The 15,650-nt window shown below is 69.2% G+C and carries 16 protein-coding genes; 9 read left to right on the top strand and 7 right to left on the bottom strand.

Annotation, left to right across the window (positions count from 1 at the left end; all coding sequences use genetic code 11):
* Window positions 1-3: 3 nt before the first annotated feature.
* From AC0666_RS27670 to AC0666_RS27660, 3 genes are all read right to left on the bottom strand, one after another.
* On the bottom strand, window positions 4-321 hold the full coding sequence (locus AC0666_RS27670; protein ID WP_468587013.1) for a CU044_2847 family protein: 318 nt from the start codon (window positions 319-321) through the stop codon (window positions 4-6).
* Between the two features lie 318 nt (window positions 322-639).
* Complete coding sequence (locus AC0666_RS27665) at window positions 640-1,056, bottom strand: hypothetical protein (protein ID WP_468587015.1); 417 nt, start codon at window positions 1,054-1,056, stop codon at window positions 640-642.
* A gap of 51 nt (window positions 1,057-1,107) precedes the next feature.
* A complete protein-coding gene (locus tag AC0666_RS27660; RefSeq protein WP_478708509.1) occupies window positions 1,108-1,812 on the bottom strand; it encodes a hypothetical protein in 705 nt (234 codons plus the stop codon).
* 1,034 nt (window positions 1,813-2,846) lie between these two features.
* Between AC0666_RS27660 and AC0666_RS27655 the strand changes: the two genes are divergently transcribed.
* Window positions 2,847-3,200 (top strand): trypco2 family protein, encoded by a 354-nt coding sequence (locus AC0666_RS27655; RefSeq protein ID WP_468972655.1) that lies wholly within the window; start codon window positions 2,847-2,849, stop codon window positions 3,198-3,200.
* A 97-nt stretch (window positions 3,201-3,297) separates the two neighbouring features.
* Window positions 3,298-6,330 (top strand): tetratricopeptide repeat protein, encoded by a 3,033-nt coding sequence (locus AC0666_RS27650; protein WP_478708508.1) that lies wholly within the window; start codon window positions 3,298-3,300, stop codon window positions 6,328-6,330.
* 86 nt (window positions 6,331-6,416) lie between these two features.
* Here the strand turns inward: AC0666_RS27650 and AC0666_RS27645 are convergent, their stop codons facing one another.
* Window positions 6,417-6,713 carry a ribosomal protein L7/L12 gene (locus tag AC0666_RS27645; RefSeq protein WP_478708507.1) on the bottom strand — a complete coding sequence of 99 codons (297 nt, stop codon included), beginning with the start codon at window positions 6,711-6,713 and terminating at the stop codon, window positions 6,417-6,419.
* 243 nt (window positions 6,714-6,956) lie between these two features.
* On the opposite strand from AC0666_RS27645, the gene AC0666_RS27640 reads away from it, so the two are divergent.
* The 6 genes from AC0666_RS27640 to AC0666_RS27615 all read left to right on the top strand — a co-directional run bounded on the left by AC0666_RS27640 (window position 6,957) and on the right by AC0666_RS27615 (window position 11,029).
* Window positions 6,957-8,117: a ParA family protein gene (locus AC0666_RS27640; protein WP_478708506.1), complete on the top strand. Its 1,161-nt coding sequence runs from the start codon at window positions 6,957-6,959 to the stop codon at window positions 8,115-8,117.
* Window positions 8,114-9,328 (top strand): ParB/RepB/Spo0J family partition protein, encoded by a 1,215-nt coding sequence (locus AC0666_RS27635; RefSeq protein WP_478708505.1) that lies wholly within the window; start codon window positions 8,114-8,116, stop codon window positions 9,326-9,328. Before AC0666_RS27640 ends, AC0666_RS27635 begins: the two co-directional genes overlap by 4 nt.
* 95 nt (window positions 9,329-9,423) lie before the next feature.
* On the top strand, window positions 9,424-9,606 hold the full coding sequence (locus AC0666_RS27630) for a hypothetical protein (protein ID WP_478708504.1): 183 nt from the start codon (window positions 9,424-9,426) through the stop codon (window positions 9,604-9,606).
* Window positions 9,607-9,739: 133 nt separating this feature from the next.
* Window positions 9,740-10,084 carry a hypothetical protein gene (locus AC0666_RS27625; RefSeq protein ID WP_468972644.1) on the top strand — a complete coding sequence of 115 codons (345 nt, stop codon included), beginning with the start codon at window positions 9,740-9,742 and terminating at the stop codon, window positions 10,082-10,084.
* Window positions 10,081-10,404: a hypothetical protein gene (locus AC0666_RS27620; protein ID WP_478708503.1), complete on the top strand. Its 324-nt coding sequence runs from the start codon at window positions 10,081-10,083 to the stop codon at window positions 10,402-10,404. Before AC0666_RS27625 ends, AC0666_RS27620 begins: the two co-directional genes overlap by 4 nt.
* A 271-nt stretch (window positions 10,405-10,675) precedes the next feature.
* A complete protein-coding gene (locus AC0666_RS27615) occupies window positions 10,676-11,029 on the top strand; it encodes a hypothetical protein (RefSeq protein ID WP_468587035.1) in 354 nt (117 codons plus the stop codon).
* Window positions 11,030-11,058: 29 nt separating this feature from the next.
* Here the strand turns inward: AC0666_RS27615 and AC0666_RS27610 are convergent, their stop codons facing one another.
* Together AC0666_RS27610 and AC0666_RS27605 are read right to left on the bottom strand one after the other, a co-directional pair.
* Window positions 11,059-11,628, bottom strand: coding sequence for a hypothetical protein (locus AC0666_RS27610; RefSeq protein ID WP_478708502.1), 570 nt, complete (start codon window positions 11,626-11,628; stop codon window positions 11,059-11,061).
* Between the two features lie 144 nt (window positions 11,629-11,772).
* Entirely contained in the window at window positions 11,773-12,375 is a 603-nt protein-coding gene (locus tag AC0666_RS27605; RefSeq protein ID WP_468587039.1) for a hypothetical protein, read from the bottom strand.
* Between the two features lie 379 nt (window positions 12,376-12,754).
* On the opposite strand from AC0666_RS27605, the gene AC0666_RS27600 reads away from it, so the two are divergent.
* A complete protein-coding gene (locus AC0666_RS27600; RefSeq protein ID WP_478708501.1) occupies window positions 12,755-14,908 on the top strand; it encodes a HEAT repeat domain-containing protein in 2,154 nt (717 codons plus the stop codon).
* Between the two features lie 77 nt (window positions 14,909-14,985).
* Here AC0666_RS27600 and AC0666_RS27595 read toward each other — a convergent pair whose 3' ends face one another.
* Window positions 14,986-15,381, bottom strand: a complete 396-nt coding sequence (locus AC0666_RS27595; RefSeq protein WP_478708500.1) for a hypothetical protein — start codon at window positions 15,379-15,381, stop codon at window positions 14,986-14,988.
* Window positions 15,382-15,650: the final 269 nt, after the last annotated feature.

Genomic DNA, 15,650 nt, shown 5'->3' with positions numbered 1-15,650 from the left:
GGGTCAGGCGTCCTTCTTGTGCCAGCTCATGGTCACCTTCAGGTGGCAGTTGGCGCTGCCCTTCGTGATCACGGCGCCGGCGGTGACGGCGAGGTCGACGCCGAACTCGACCGTGACCCCCTCGGGGCCCGCCTTGCGCAGCTGGTCGAGTGTGGCGCTCGCCGCATCGGTGACCGACACGAGCGCTGCCTGGAGGTTGCCGGGGAGCTCCTGGATGGCGTCGCCGAGGCGCCCCGCCTTCACCGGTCCCCCGGTCCCGGGTGGCGCCTCGACCAGAATGGAGCCGCCGTCCGCCAACGGAATCCGAGCCAGATGCGTCATGGCTCCTCCTTACCGCGAGGCCTGCGCAGGAGGGCGGACATCGGGTGGGCAGGCAGGTGTATTCAACCGACCAGCCCATGCCCGGAACCTGGCCGTGCCGGGCTCGACGTGGACGCCGGCCTGCCGCCTCGTGACGTCCCAGCGCGGTCAGGACACGGGCACCCTGCCCGGCGCAATCCAAGTACGCGGAGCCGGGGCCCGGCGGATATAGTGGGGGTACCAAGTTACTCAGGCACGGAAGGCCCTCCACCACGGTGGAGGGCCTTCTGTCTTGTCCGGGTCCGCGTTCGAGCCCGGGGTCCCGCTCCGTGGCTCCGCTCAGGCGACCTGGAGCTTGGGGCGGCCCGTCGGGGTCGGCGGGGCCTGGTGGTAGGTCGGCAGCTTCAGGTTGGGAAGCTCGCCTCCCTGGATGCGGACGAGCGCCGCGCGGAACGCCGCCTCCATGGCCTCGGGGCTTTCGTACTTCGCCGCGAGCGGGTGGAGCCGGTAGGAGTTGCCGTTGCGCTCCTCGCTGCGCGGCCTGAGCACGATGTTCAGGTCGCACAGCGGCGCCATGAGTCCGCTGACGGCCTGGGGCGTGACCCCGTACTCGGCCGCCATGTCCTTCTGCCGTACCGGCAGGGCTCCCCCGAAGTCGCTGCGGGAGACGAGGTACTGGAGGAACTTGACGGCGGACCCTGACAGCGGCAGGGCCCAGATGCGCTCCGCGACGATCGGAGACATGACGTTAGCCATGGGACAGCCTTCCTCGAGAGCGGTCGCCCGTGCAGGGGCCTGGCAGCACTATCACCCGGTACGTCTCCTTCCGCGAACCTCGGTCTCGGTCCCGAAGTCGAGGTCCAGCTCCTCCTGATGGGCGCCTTCGGGGCCCACCGCGTACGGGAACGATTCGACGTCGTGGTCGTGCCGGTCGGCGATCTCCGCGAGCACCTCGTGCTGGGCGGTGCTGTTTCCGTGGAACCACAGACGCACGTTGATCTGGATCCGGCCGTTGCCGGCCTTCTCCACCCAGTTGTAGCCGCACAGCGCCTGGACGGCACGGTTGACCGTGGAACGCGTGATCATCTTGCCGCCCTTCTGTGCGGCGATCTTGTTGAGCCCGTCGGTGATCTCCTGCTGCGTGTACTGGGTGATGCCGGTCCCCGGCACCTGCCCTCCGGCCACGAAGAGGAAGACGCACAGCTGGGACTTGGTGATGCTGTTGGCGACGGCGAGCTGCGCCAGCAGCTGGGTGAACCAGTTGCTGGCCAGGCTGTACCCGGCGCCTCCGGCCATGTCGTGGACGGCCTTGGGGTCTGCCGCGTACTCGAAGTGGACCCCCTTGAGCCGACGTCGGCCGCCGGGGTCGGCGACGTCGGCCACCTTCTCGCCGAGCTGCTGGCCGAGGACGGCCAGGATGTCGCCGTACTCGGCTTCGTTCCCTGCGGCGACCGGGGTGGGTACAGGACGGGGCCCGCGCTGTCGGCGACGTGCGGGCGGATCAGATGTCACAGGACCTCCTTGTTACTCAGGCGGTCCGAGACTATCCAAAAAATCAACGTGTGCTTGTCTTTTGACGCGTCGACGCGCCGCCGATGTGTCAGATCCGGGGCGCTGTTCGAGGGAGGCGCTGAAAGTACACGGTACGTGAAGTTATTTTGCGGTCAAGCGCCGAAAGTACACGACTGCTTGACTTCGGTTGTCGTGATGGCATCACATTCGGGAGGGGTCTGGGGGTGTGCGCGAGCTCTGTGCGTGTGTCAGCCCGACGCTGTGACCTGCGGTGATCCACAGCCTGTTGGCCGCCCCGAAAACTCAAGCGCTGCTTGAGTTTTCGGCGAAATGTGCTCGCCAGGTACACACTTCGGGAGTCCAAATGTGTCCTGGGCGACACACTCCCTCTGGCAAACCCGCAGGTCAGAGGCCTGAAATCGCCGCGCCCTCTTACTAAAGAGCAACGGGACCGCCCGCATCAGCCGACTCCGGCCTGCTGTGACCTCAGCATGACCGCGGCGCTGGTACGAGTCCGTCCGACCCATGCACGAACGGGTTGCTGCCCCTTCTCTCCCCCACTGATGCACCAGCCAACGCACGCGCACTTCACGAGTGCTGTACTTTCTGTGCGGCATCGCAACCCCCACCCCTGCCACAGCTCACAGCAACCACTCTTCGCCGTGGCCCTCGTGTCCAGTGAGGGCGCCCTGCGCCCGAGGGGTGCACCGGCGACCGTCAGGGAGCCGGGGCAGGGCGCGAGGGGGAGCGGGTCCAGGGCGCCCAAGCGCCTGGCGAGGGGGTCTGGGGGGCGAGCAGCCCCCCATGCCAAGGCCGGTCCAGCGCGGCCTAGGCGCTGGCGGGGTCCAGGGGCTGGCCCCTGGGATGTACGGTCCGCAGTTTGCAGCGAGCAAGAGCCCGTAGCAGAGATGGGTTGTCGGCGGGGAGTTCGGTCGGCACGCGGGGCCGACCGGTAGCCAGGGGGTATGAGTTGTTGCGTATCTCTGCAGGAGCGGGGCCAACCGCCCTACCGTGACGGAGTCGGGTGTGACGGTATGTCGATCAGGGGTGGCACGGTGGATATCCCACTGGTACAGGCGGTGGCCGCAGTACGGGACGAGCTGATCGCAGCAGCGGCGGCGGGCGGTGAGCATCCGGATGTGGTGTTTGCCGTGGGACCCGTGGCGATGGAGTTCGAGGTGGAGCTGAGGGCCGATGCGAAGGCCAAGGCCGGATTCAAGCTGTGGGCGGTCGGGGCGGAGACGGAGGCCGGGGTGTCTCGGGGCCGGACGCACAGGGTGTCGTTCACGTTGACGCCGAGGAGTGTCGGCGGTCGCGAACTACTGGTTAGTGGAGCGCCCGACCGCCCATCGGGGCCGGGCGACAATTCCGACCGCATCCCAGACTGACCTGTACGGGGGGTGCCGAAGGGTGGAACGGCTGCGGCTGGCGGGAGTAACCGGGCCTGGTGGGCCGGGTTCGGGGTACGCGGTGGGTGGCCGACTGGTGCTGACCTCCGCTCATGTCGTCGTCCGGGCGGACGAGCGGGTGGAAGTGTTCCGCCCCGGGACGGAGCACACGGTGGGCGGGACGGTGGTGTGGTGCGGCGCACCAGGCGGCCGGGATGATGCTGCGCTGGTCCTCGTGGACGACGACGAACGGTGGCAGACACCGACAGAGGCGGTGCGCTGGGGGCGTCTGGTGACGGACCGGCCCGCTACCGGCTGCGAGACCTGGGGGGTGCCGGAGGTCGCCCAGCGGCCAGGGGCCGGAACCGGTACGGCGGCGGGTGGTTGTGCGGGCACCGGCCGGGGGGCCGGGGCCAGGACGAAGGTGGAGGCAGGCCAGTTCAGCGGGGCAGTGAACCCGGGCACCGGGTTCGTCGACAACCGGTATGTGATGGACGTCCACCAGCACCCCCCGCAGTGGTCCCAGGTCGGCACGTCGCCCTACGGCGGCCTCTCAGGGGCGGCGATGTTCTGCGACCGCCTGCTCGCCGGTGTCGTCGCCTCCGATCGTGCCCATTCGGGGCACGGGCAGCTCAACGTGGTGCCCGCGTACGTCCTGCACCACGATGCAGCCTTTCGCGCCGCCCTCACAGAACACAGCCCCACCCCCAACGGTTTGGAGGGGGTGGAGTTCCAGGACCTCTCCGATACCTCCTCCCGGCCGACGCCGAACGGCTTGCGCTCGCCCTCGGCTCTCTTGCAGGCCACGCGGCAGGCCGTCCCTTTTCATGGTCGCGAGGATCTGATCGAACGGCTACGGGCGTGGTGCACGCTGGGTGGCTTCGGAGCCTGGCTGCTGCACGGGCCCGGGGGGCAGGGCAAGACCCGCCTCGCCCACCATCTCGCCAACCTGCTGGCCGGCGACGGGTGGGCCGTACTGTGGCCCCGCCCGGCAGCCAGCGCGGCCGAACTGCGGAAGCTCCGGCACGTCTCCAAACCACTGCTGGTCGTACTCGACTACGCGGAGACTCGTGCTGACCAGCTCTCCGCGCTGGTGGAGGCCGCCGTCGAGCACCCCGGCACAACGCCCCTGAAGGTACTGCTGCTGGCCCGGACCGCGGGTGACTGGTGGAGTCGCGCCGCCACCGCCACCAGCCTCGCCCAGGACTACCTCGCCAACGCCCCCGCCCTTCTGCTGGCGCCGCTGGAGGGCAACCCGGCGGATCGGCAGGAGGCGTACCGCACCGCTGCCCGCGCCCTGGCCTCCGTACTGCCAGGGGTGGACGGGATGGCCGGCCACGACTGGACAGCCGCGGCAGCCGACCTGAAACCGCCCCCGCTCCAACAGGACGGTTACGGCAACGCCCTCACTCTCCACATGACTGCGCTCGCAGACCTCCTCGATGCCGCCGAGCGCGGTGCCGCCGAGCCCGAGGGCGGCGAGCCGGGGGCCGACGCAGCGGACAGTTCCATCCAGCGCAGTGAGGTGCCCGGGCAGGCCGAGATGCTGGAGGACCGGCTACTGGGACACGAACAGCGTTACTGGCAGAACAGGGCCGGCATCTGCGGTCTCGTGCCCGGACTGACTGCCAAGACGTTGGAGCGCGCGCTGGCCGCCGCGCATCTGGTTGGTGCAGCCGACCACGAACATGCCGACGAGATGTGGCGCCGACTGCCGGCGTTGGCCGACCAGCCGCGTGACCGGCGCGACGCGGTCACCGCCTGGATTGCGGACCTGTACCCGGCTACGGCCAAGGCCGGGCCGCCATGGGGCGCATTGCAGCCCGACCGGCTCGCCGAACGGCACATCGGACGCACCCTCGACGAGACCCCGGTCCTCGCCGAGCTCCTCCTGGACGGCGCCGACGACACCCAGAGCGCGCAGTTGCTGACCGTCTACAGCCGCGCTGCCGCCCACCCTGTCTTCCACGACCGCCTGGACGCCCGACTGACTGCTCTCTGTGTACGCCACCACCGCCGACTGGCCGGGCAGATCATCACCACCGCCACCCAGACCGATCACCCGGCCCCCCTCATCGCCGCCGTTGACGAGCTCACGGAAGACCTCGCCACATCAGTGGAGGACCTCACCACTCTGCAGCGATGGATTCCCCGGTCCAGTCAGCGCCTCGCGGGTACGGCCGCCGACCTTGCACAGGCGCTCACGGACCGATACGGCGCTCTGACTGAAACGGGCCAGACCGAAAACCTGCCCAGGCTCGCCGACTCGCTGAACGATCTCTCCATCCGGTTGGGAGAGACGGGGCGGCGGGCGGAGGCCCTGGCCGCGATCGAGAAGGCCGTCGGTATCCGCCGCACGTTGGCCGAGGCGGACCCGGACGCTCACTTCCCCCGCCTCGCCATGACGCTGAACAACCTGTCCATCCGGCTGGGGGCGGCCGACAGGCGGCACGAGGCGCTGGCGGCGGTCGAGGAGGCCGTTGCCATTCGCCGTACGTTGGCCGAGGGAGACCCGGACGCCTACCTCCCCGGCCTCGCCTCAGCCCTGAACAACTCGTCCAGCCGGTTGGCTGCGGTGGGACGACAGGAGGACGGCCTGAGCGCCATCCGGGAAGCGGTCGAGCTCTATCGTGCACTGGCCCGGGTGAACCCGGACGTCCACCTGCCCAACCTCGCCGATGCTTTGAACAATCTGTCCATTCGGCTGGCTGACGCGGGTCGACGGGAGGACGGTCTCACCGCGATCCGTGAGGCGGTCGAGCTCTACCGCGCATTGGCGCGGGTGAATCCAGACGTGTACCTGCCCGGCCTCGCCGATGCCTTGAACAACCTGGCGGTCGACCTGGGAGAGATGGGCCGGCGCGAGGAGAGCCTGGGCAGCAGCCGCGAAGTGGTCGACCACAACCGGGCACTCGCGCAAACGAACCCGGGCCGCCTCCCCGACCTGGCCATGTCCTTGACCAACCTGGCCGTCGAGCTGGGAGCGGCGGGGCGGCGGGAGGAGGGCCTGACCGCCATCCGGGAGGCCGTCGACATCCGTCAGACGCTCGCCAAGGCCTACTCCGCCGACTTCGAAGACGAGCTGAGAAATTCGATGGAAGTCGCAGCCTGGCTGGAGAGTCCGGAGTAGGGCACGGCTTGCACGGGAGTGCCGCAGCGCCTGGTTGCAGGAGACCCTAGCCCCCTGCCAGCCGCTGGCTGAATGCCCCGGCGCCGTTAACGGCTCGCCCGGCAGGTGCCCTCGGGCCAGGGCCCCTTGCACGGGCCGGGATCGACAGGACCAGCCCCGCGTGGAATGACACGGTCGCACCAGTCACACATCACAGCCACCCGTGCGCCTGCGTCCTCAAGACGCCCGGCAACCTCTTCTGCGACCTCGAACCAGTTCGGCTCCGTCACCTCTGTCGGCACCTGGTCCAGCAGAATCTTGCTGCTCCAGAGACTGAGGGCGGTCACGGCACGGACAGCGCGCATCAGGTCGACCTTCCTGTCACCGACATCCTTCAGCAGCACACGGAAACCCGGATCCTCCACACACCCTCCCCAGTCGGCCAGGCCATCGGCCAAGTGAACCATTCACCGCAGAGCTGTCGGCGGGGCGAGGGGCACCCGAGGTCCATGCCCGCCCCGGAGCCTGACCAGAGCTCGGGGTCGGCGAGCACACCACGCCGAAGTGGGGTGCGGGATGCGCAAAGAGACGGATTGTGTCCGGTGTGTCTCTTCGCCTTCCGCCCTGGAGGTTAGTAAGGTACCCGCATGACCGCTCCATACGATCCGGAAGTCAGGGAAAAGGTAGTCGCCAAGCTGCCCGCGTCCCTGCGGCAGGAACTCAAGGTCCGCGCAGCACAGTTGGGCGTAGACATCCAGGACGCCGTCACCGAAGGCATCCACGCCTGGCGTGCCGATGCCTCCGCGGCGACTCCCGTGGACACCTCGGGCGCCTCCTCGTTCTCCACGTACCTGCCCACCGGCCTGTACGGGGACTTCAAGGAGGACTGCCGGGTACGGGAGGTTCCGTACAACCAGGGCGTCGCCCAGTCGATCCGGCTGTGGCTCGACACCCATCCCTCCCCCGCCGGTCGGCGCAGGCCCCCCCACGAGGGCGCCCGCCGGATCGTGGTCTGCAACCAGAAGGGCGGCGTAGGCAAGAGCGCCATCAGCAACGGCCTCTCCCAGGCCCTCGCCGAGACCGGTGCCCGCGTCTGCGTCATCGACTTCGACCCGCAGGGACACCTGACCCGCCACCTGGGCGCCGAGATGCTCGGCATCAAGGAGCCGAGCCTCGCCAAGCACATGCTCGGCGAGATCGAGGGCCGGGTGCGGGAGCTCCTCGTGCCCATCGAGCACGGGGTCTTCGCCGGCCGCCTCTTCCTGCTGCCGTCCTGCAAGGACGCCTTCCTCCTCGACGCCCGGCTGGCCACCACCCGCCACGTCCGGACGAAGGAAACCGCCCTGGAGAAGGCGCTGGAGGAGCTGGAGAAGGAGTTCGACTACATCGTCGTCGACTGCCCTCCCAGCCTCGGATACACCATGGACACCGCGCTCTACTACGCCCGGACCCGCGAGGGCGAAGCCCCGAAGACCTCCGGCATCATCGTCCCCGTCCAGGCCGAGGACACCTCCGCCGACGCGTACGACATGCTCAGCGAGCAGCTCGAAGACCTGATCGACGACCTCGACATCGAGATCGCCCAGCTCGGCTTCGTCGTCAACCTCTACGACAGCCGCAAGGGCTACGTCGTCACCTCCTCCCTCAACAGCTGGAAGGAGTTCGGGGACCCGCCGGTCATCACCGTCATCGCCGACCTCAAGGAGCAGCGCGAAGCGGTGCGCGTGAAGCTGCCCCTGCTGCACTACGCACCCGACTGCGAGCAGTCGGAGGCCATGCGCGAGATCGCCCGGAGGATCGCGGCATGAGCAAGAGCGACCTCCTCGGCACCGGCGCTGCCTTCAGCAACGCCCGCCGCACCAGCGGCGGCCGCAGCGAGCGCGGGCGGGCCAAGGCCATCGCCCAGGGCGACCTGCCGGCGTACGAACTGATCCGAGTCCCCCTGGACCAGGTCTCCCCGACCCCCCTCAACCCGCGCCGCAACTTCGGCACGGACGATGACCTGACCCGCTTCGGCGAGGAGCTGCGCCAGGCCCAGCTCTCCGCCTGCGTCGTGGTCAGCCGCAGCGCATACCTCGGGCTGTGGCCCGACCACGAGTCCCGGATCGGGGCGGCCACGTACATCCTGATCAACGGCGAGCGCCGCTTCCGCAGCGCATTGCACGTGGGTCTGGAAGCGCTGGACTTCGTCGTACGCGACGACCTCGCCGGCTCCCGCACGGACTTCATCGACCACCTCCTCGCCGAGAACCTCGAACGCGAGGACTTCGACGTGATCGAGCGCGCCCGCGGCGTGCAGCAGCTCGTCGACACGTGCGCGGAGCAGGGCCGCGAGCACGGGGCGAAGTCCCGAGCGGCGGAGCGGCTGGGCAAGTCGCCGTCGTGGGTGACCAACCAGCTCGTGCTGCTGGAGCTCCCGGAGGAGATCCAGCAGATGCTCAGCTCGGGGGAGCTGCCCGAGCGGGACGGGCGCGCTCTGGCCCGGGCGGCCAAGGACCGACCGGGCGTGAGCGCGGCCGAGCTGCTGGACCTCCTCAAGGAGACCAAGGCACAGGAAGCCCAGGCCAAGGAGGCCCAGCGCGAAATCCTGCGCAGCGCTGCCCAGGAGCCGGCGCCGGTACGCGCGGAACCCGCGGCGCCCGACGCCGGGGGAGTGGTGGACAACCCGGAGCACACCCAGGCACCCGCCCGACTTTTGTCCGCGGACAAAAGTCGGGAGACCCCGAGCCCAGCCTCACCGCGTACGGAAGCGCCGATTCCGGCTGATGAGCCGGCTACCGCACCCGTGGCCGAGGCGACGGTGCCGGCACCGGTCCTCGCTGAACCCGTACGTGCGGAGCCGGTGGGGGAGCGCGAGTCCGAGGGAGTCATCCCTGCGCAGGGCAGGGCAGTGGAAGCCACCTCGGTTCCGTGGCAGGACCCGAAGGCTGTGTGCGAGGTGATCTGGGCGAACATGTCGGCCAAGCACCGGGCTGAGCTGACCATGCTCCTGATCGAGAGCAACAGCCAGCGGAGCTAGACCCGCTGACCCGAGTTGAGGGCTCCACCGCACGCGCGGGGGAGCCCTCAACTTTTGTCCGCGGACAAAAGTCGGCTCCGCGCCCGACGGCGCGTATGCCAGAGAGCAGCGGTGAGCCACTGCGGCAGCGCTGGAACCGGCGACTCGACGTGTTGGGCGAGGACCAGTTCGGTGATCCTCGCCGTCCCTCCGAAGTCCGGATCGAGCTGGCCACCTACCCGGAAGCCGTCGTCCTCACCGGCCTGTTCACCTCGGCATACTGGCGAGCCCATCCTTAAATGCCCATCGAAGCGGCGCAGCGACTCAACGTCGCACCCCACCAGCCTCCACTGCGTGAGGTGGTCACGCATGATCGAGAAGGTGCCGTGACCCTGCTCCCCGCCTGTCAGTGGTGATCGCCATCATGGGGACATGACCGACCCGAACCTGACCACCGGCAGCAACTGGCGGCTCCACCACGGTGACCAGGAGATCGCCCGGCTGACGGTTACCGGCGCCGACATGCCCTGGACTCACGCCGAAGTCGAGACGCTCCCTGGCTTTGAACAGTTCCGCCTTCTCTTCCGTGAGCAAGAGCGAGCTGTCGACGAGGAGGACTGGGAGCAGGCCGACGCCTGCTACACCCAGATCCGCAATGCGCTCACCATGACGTTCCCCGACGGCAGCCCGGTCGCGGAGTTCATGCTGCACATCCACGACGACGGAACCGCCGACTGGCGCTGGCACGACGAACCCTTCGACACGGTGAACCAGTGACCTGGGTTCGCTGTTTCTGGGGCGAGGAAGCCGTCTGGTTCTACTTCGAGCTGGACACCGATGGGTACGTGATCCGGCAAGTCGAAGTGCAGGAGCCCGGAAACAAGGCATTGGCCGCTGCCTCACTGGTCGAGTGGCAAGAAGCCCAGAGAGACGGTCGGTTGGCCGAATACGAGAGCGTCTATGGTCGGACCGCCGAGCTGCCCATCTCTGAGTGGGAGGGGCACGACCCGCAGCGGTTGTCGGCCAATGAGTTCGAGGTCGTTTGGTCGACCGCCCGTCGGCAGCTCCAGGATCGTCAGCGGCGACATCCTTCCTGAACGCATCCACTGCTGCGGCCTCTGATCGGGAAACAGCCATCTTCAGTGCGAAACCGGGCATCAAGCGTCTCGCCATACTGACAAGGCCCTGGTCAGGCGGCATCACCCTCGCCATGATCCATGAGACACGCCAGCGGCACCGCCCACGGGGCTTCCGCGGCGCCCCGCCATCCCACCAGTAAGTCGCGATTCAACCCGTCACCCCACAGGTCAACGGCCCCACACCTGAAAGGTCTGAGACGGGACACCGGAGGCCAGATACGGTGCGGGTATGACGCTTGGGTTGCCCTCCGATGTTGCCGACGCGCTCGACGTGCTTCTCGGCACGGAGGACGCGACTCACCTCGCGCTCCGCCGACAAGTACCGCACCTACGGGTGGCTGGACGCTGTTCGTGCGGCTGCGGTACGACGGACTTCGACCTGGACACGGACACCGTGGCGGCGGCGCCGCTTCCCGTCGGCACCCTGGTGGCGGCCGAAGTTCAGCTCTACGACACGGCTGAGCACTGCATCGGTGAGGTCCTGGCGTTCGCGCGGAACGGGTACTTGTCTTGGCTGGAGGTCTGCTCGTGGAGCGATGGCCCCGTGACCTTGGCTGACGCACTAGGGATGCTGCGCTCGTAGATGCTCGAACGCCCCAGTGAGCGGTCACGCTACTGATCTCTCGGTCCTTGGGCGGGGACGCCGATGCTCCGTCGCATGATTCGGCGCATCTCGCTGAGCTGGTTCCAAAGCTCCACGATCTGAGCGTGCGCCTGCTCAAGGGACTCGCCTTCCCGGCGCGGCGGGATCCCGCCGTCGAGACGCTTGAGGACTCCATAGATCCGGCTGAGCCTGCGGTAGACGTCGTCGGCGGCGCCGAGCACTCCGTCCGGGACCCGCATTTGTGCCTCTGAGTACCGCGCCCGGTGCTCGCGCCGCGCGTCGTCCAGACGCGACCTCAGGTCATCCGTAACGTGGCCGGCCCGGAGCGCGTACCAGAAGTTGTTCAGCTCGGAGTGATAGTCCAGTGAAGCGGTGTTCAGCATGATGCAGCAGGTCCGAACGGCCTCCTCCCTCGCACGCTCGGCCTCGTACAGCCGTTCCTCGGCACGTTGCCGATCGGCATGGCCCAACTCCTTGGACTTCGTCTTCTCGGCGAGCCTCTGCGTCATGAGTCCTGACAAGAGCGTGCCGACGATGCCCAGGAAAGCGATCGCCAACGGCACCACCGTGCTGCCCATATGGCACCTACTCTCTCTGGCCCGCTCCGAGTATGGCGGTGCCACGCGGTCATGGCCGGGCACCCCCACAAAGCGCGACGGTCGGAGAGACCGCTCAGGGGCGAAGACCGGCCCTGCTGGCAAATCCCCGTCGGAGGACAGGCTCTAGTACGGGCCGCCGCGGAAGAGCACACTGCCGTGGTGGCGCGGGCGGTCGCCGCGTTCGTACGCCGCGTCGGAGCGGTCGGCGGGGGCCGAAAGCTGGGCAAGCCTTCCGAGGGTGGTGAGGCCGACAAGCACCTCCTCGCGCCGATCCGAGGACTTCATCCAGGCCGGAAGGCGGGCGAACATCGACCTCGTCGGGGAGGTGTACCGCTCGCGCAGCTGGGCGCCCACGTACGCGGCAAGCGCTTCGATGTGCTCCTCGTTGTAGGCCCACAGGATCCGTCCCGCGCAGCGGGTCTGCAGCCAGAGCGGACGCCGGAAGAAGGGGTCTTCTGTGCCACCCGGCACGGCGCCGACCAGGCAGGCATCCCGTTCCTCGGCCGTCCACTCGGCGACCGCGCCGCAGCCGGCACACGTCAGGCGGCGGGGCTGAAAGAGCAGGGCACTGAAGTACTTCGGCTTCGCCAGGCGCGGCAGAGGCACGACGGTCGCGCGGCCCCCGCACCGCGGGCAGACGACGAGCACCCGACCGGTGAACTCGACCAGCCACGTGCCGTGGTCATGGTGGCGGACAGGTGTGGGATGCGGAGGCTCGGAACTCATGACCCACACCCTGCCAGCCGCGTCCCGCCTCGGTCGACCGAGATCCGGCGGCCCTGCGGGATCGAGGCGGAACCCCGCAATTCCAGGCTTATATGCCGCACGTAGCTGGGGGTGTCTGTGAGGGAGATCGCATGGTCGCGCTGCATCAGTCGATGGCGATAGACGGTCGGGTTCTGCCGCTGGCGACCTGGGGCCGAGGCCACCCTGCAGGCCAGCCCTGATCGCCCCCCAGGGGCCCGACTTTTGTCCGCGGACAAAAGTCGGCGTGAGTACCGCGATCTCGGGGGCCGTCCCAAGTGCGTGCTGTGCAGGCGCCGGACCGGTCCTCCCCAAGTCCCACAGGCCTGTGGTGTCGGACCTGCCTGGCACGATGCACCGCATGGCACTCGCACGCGCACTCGACGGCCTCGACGGTCGCCCCTGGTCCCGTCTCTCCCACGCCTACGGCAGCGCCGAAGATCTCCCCGACCTGCTGCGGGCCCTGGCCGGAGCCGACGAGGCGGCGGCTGACGAGGCCCTGTCGGAGTTGTACGGGAGCGTGCTCCACCAAGGGACCGTCTACTCCGCCACCGCCGAGGTCATCCCCTTCCTGGCGCGGATCGCGGCTGCCGGCCACCGGAAGGTGGATGTCCTTGCACTGCTCGGCGGCATGGCCGAGAGCGACGACGAGTACGGCGTGCCACCGGGCACGGTACGGGCGGCCGCAGCCGAGCAGCTCCCGCAGTTGCTGCCGCTGCTCGACGACCCGGATCCGGCGGTGCAGCAGGCTGCCGGTTGGGCGCTGTCACACACGCGCACGGCAGAGGCGGTGCTCCCTGCACTGCGCGCACGCTGGGGTCAGGAGTCCGATCCTCTGGTACGTGCAGAAGTGCTCGCCGGGATATCCCGTCTCGACCGGTCGCTGGGCGCGGCCATCGCGACCACCGTCTTGGACCCGGCCGAGCCGGCCCAGGTGCGGCTGGCCGCGGTTCTCGCCTGCCTGGACGCGGACGTGCCATGGACCGGCATGCACACCCGCACCATGTTGTCCCTCCTTCCGGCCGACCCGCTGGTCGCGGACCGACTCGACCTTGAACGCAACGAACCGCTCGCCGCCGTCACCGAGACGCTGCTCGGCCGCGGCGGTGATGCGGACCGGGAGGCCGTGTTCGCGCTGGTCGACTCTGCGCTGCGGGACGACCGGGCCGAGGTCCGTTCCGAGGCGCTGTGGGCGGCCGAACGTGCCTGCATGCTGTCCCGCAGCGCCCCCGAGCGGCTGCTGCCCGCTCTGGTCGCCACGGCTGTCGACGAGGAGGCCGTGGTTTCGGGGGCCTCGCTCCTGGGTCATCTCGGGACGGTTGCCGCGCAGGCCGCTCCGGTACTGGCGCCGCTTGCCGGCCGCAATCCCGGGCAGGAAGACGACCGTGCGGACCGCGCTCTCGCCGCGCTCGTGCTGATCGCCCCTGACGAGGCCGCCCCGGTCCTGGCCCGCGCGCTGGAGCGGCGCCCCCGCGCGCTCGACGCCGCCGCCGGATTTCGTGCGCCGGCCGATGCCGCCTTCCCGTACGACGACGAACTCCTCGACGCCGTACGACACCGCCTCGCCCACCCCGAAGCGCTGCACGGCAACGAGCCATGGCAGCTGACGGCCCTCGTCGTGGGCTGGGGTGGGCGGGCAGCCGCGGCGCTGCCGCAGCTCTACGCAGCGCTCCCTCACCATCCGGACCAGACCGCCCGAGCCATCACCGCCATCGCGACCGACTGCGGAACCGACGAGCGTAGGCAGGCGGCACGGGAGCTGATGGCCGCCGCGGAGAACGGATCGCTCCCGGCGGCCAAGGCCCTGTACGACCTGACCGGCGAGGAGCAGCACCTACTGCGCTGCCTTGCGCAGACGCTCGAAGGCCCCCTCCACCAACGCACGCAGGCAGCAGCGATCGCAGCCACCCTCGGCGCCCAGGCCATAGACCTGATTCCGGTACTCCGCGCAGCGCTCACGGAACCGGACGGCGACACGACCACCCCGGCCCTCGACGCCGACACCGCACTCGCCGCGGCGCTGTGGCACATCACCCAGGACGCCGACACGGTGGTCCCGGTCCTCGACTCGGTCTTCGCCCGGGCAGCCCAGAACCCCTGGTCCCAGTGGTCCGTTGCACGGGCGGCCCAGGCAACGGCACTCCTGGGGCCGGCCGGAAGGTCCTTGACCTCACACCTCGAATCCGCCCTCACCCACCCCGTCGCGGTCCCGGCAGCGGCCACAGCCCTGGTCGCCGTGGCAGGAACCGGCACCCTGGACCGGACCGCGCTCGCCACCGCCGTCCTCGACGCAGCCGAGAGGGAAGCCGACCCCTTGGGTGCGTGCGACGCTTTGGAATCCCTCGGCCCAGCCGCACTGTCCGCCGCCCAGGTGCAGCGGCTGGCAGTACTGGCCGAGGGTGACGCACGGGTCATCCGCTCAGGACTGGAAACCCAGATCATCAGCCGGGACGAAGCCTTCCGCACCCGAGCTCGCGCCCTCCTCGCGGCGGCCACCGACCACCCCACTGACTGACTTCCAGTGGTGCCCGACTTTTGTCCGCGGACAAAAGTCGGGCACCACTGGAGAGACCCGCACGGTACGACCGCACCTCAAGTCAGGTCGGCGCGTGCGAGAGCGAGGGCGCTCGCCAGCCTGTCGTACCGCGATACGAGGGCGCGGAGTTCGCGGGCACTTCTGGGCGGCAGGGCGTGCATCACCTTGTCGAGGAGAGCGCGGCCCTCCAGCGGGTTGCCGCAGCAGTACCAGTGCACGTCGCCCCACTCGCACTCGTCCCACTGCCGGCCCTCGGAGCTGCGAACGAACTGCTGCCAGCGGTCGAGGGCCAGGATCACATCCCCTGGCTCCAGGTAGTTCCTCGTGTCTTCGAGGCGGACCACGTCCCATACCGCATGCGCGGACAGACCGTCGATGGACGGCTGCGCGCCCTGGGTGCGGCCCTGCCGGGGATAGCCGGCTCGGAGCTCGCTCGGCCGCCTACGCGGCATGGGCCCTTGGCGTTGTCTGCATGCCGCATAGGGTGCCATCCCCTCCAACATCACCACCCCGACTTTTGTCCGCGGACAAAAGTCGAGCTGTGGGTGGATCCAGTCCGCGGCACGAGCGAGACCCGCGGTGTCACACCTGTGCAGGCCGGTCCATGGGCCGAAGTGGACTTGGCCGATTCGGAACCGAAGCCGCGACGGCCAGCTACCGACTCGACCGCCGCGGTGCCGAGCTTCTTCCAGGTCCTGACCGGACGAGAGGAGAAGAACGG

Source organism: Streptomyces sp. NPDC043680, from assembly GCF_056436685.1.
The sequence above is the reverse complement of the archived record's forward strand: the minus strand, read 5'-3'. Positions and strand labels throughout refer to the sequence as shown.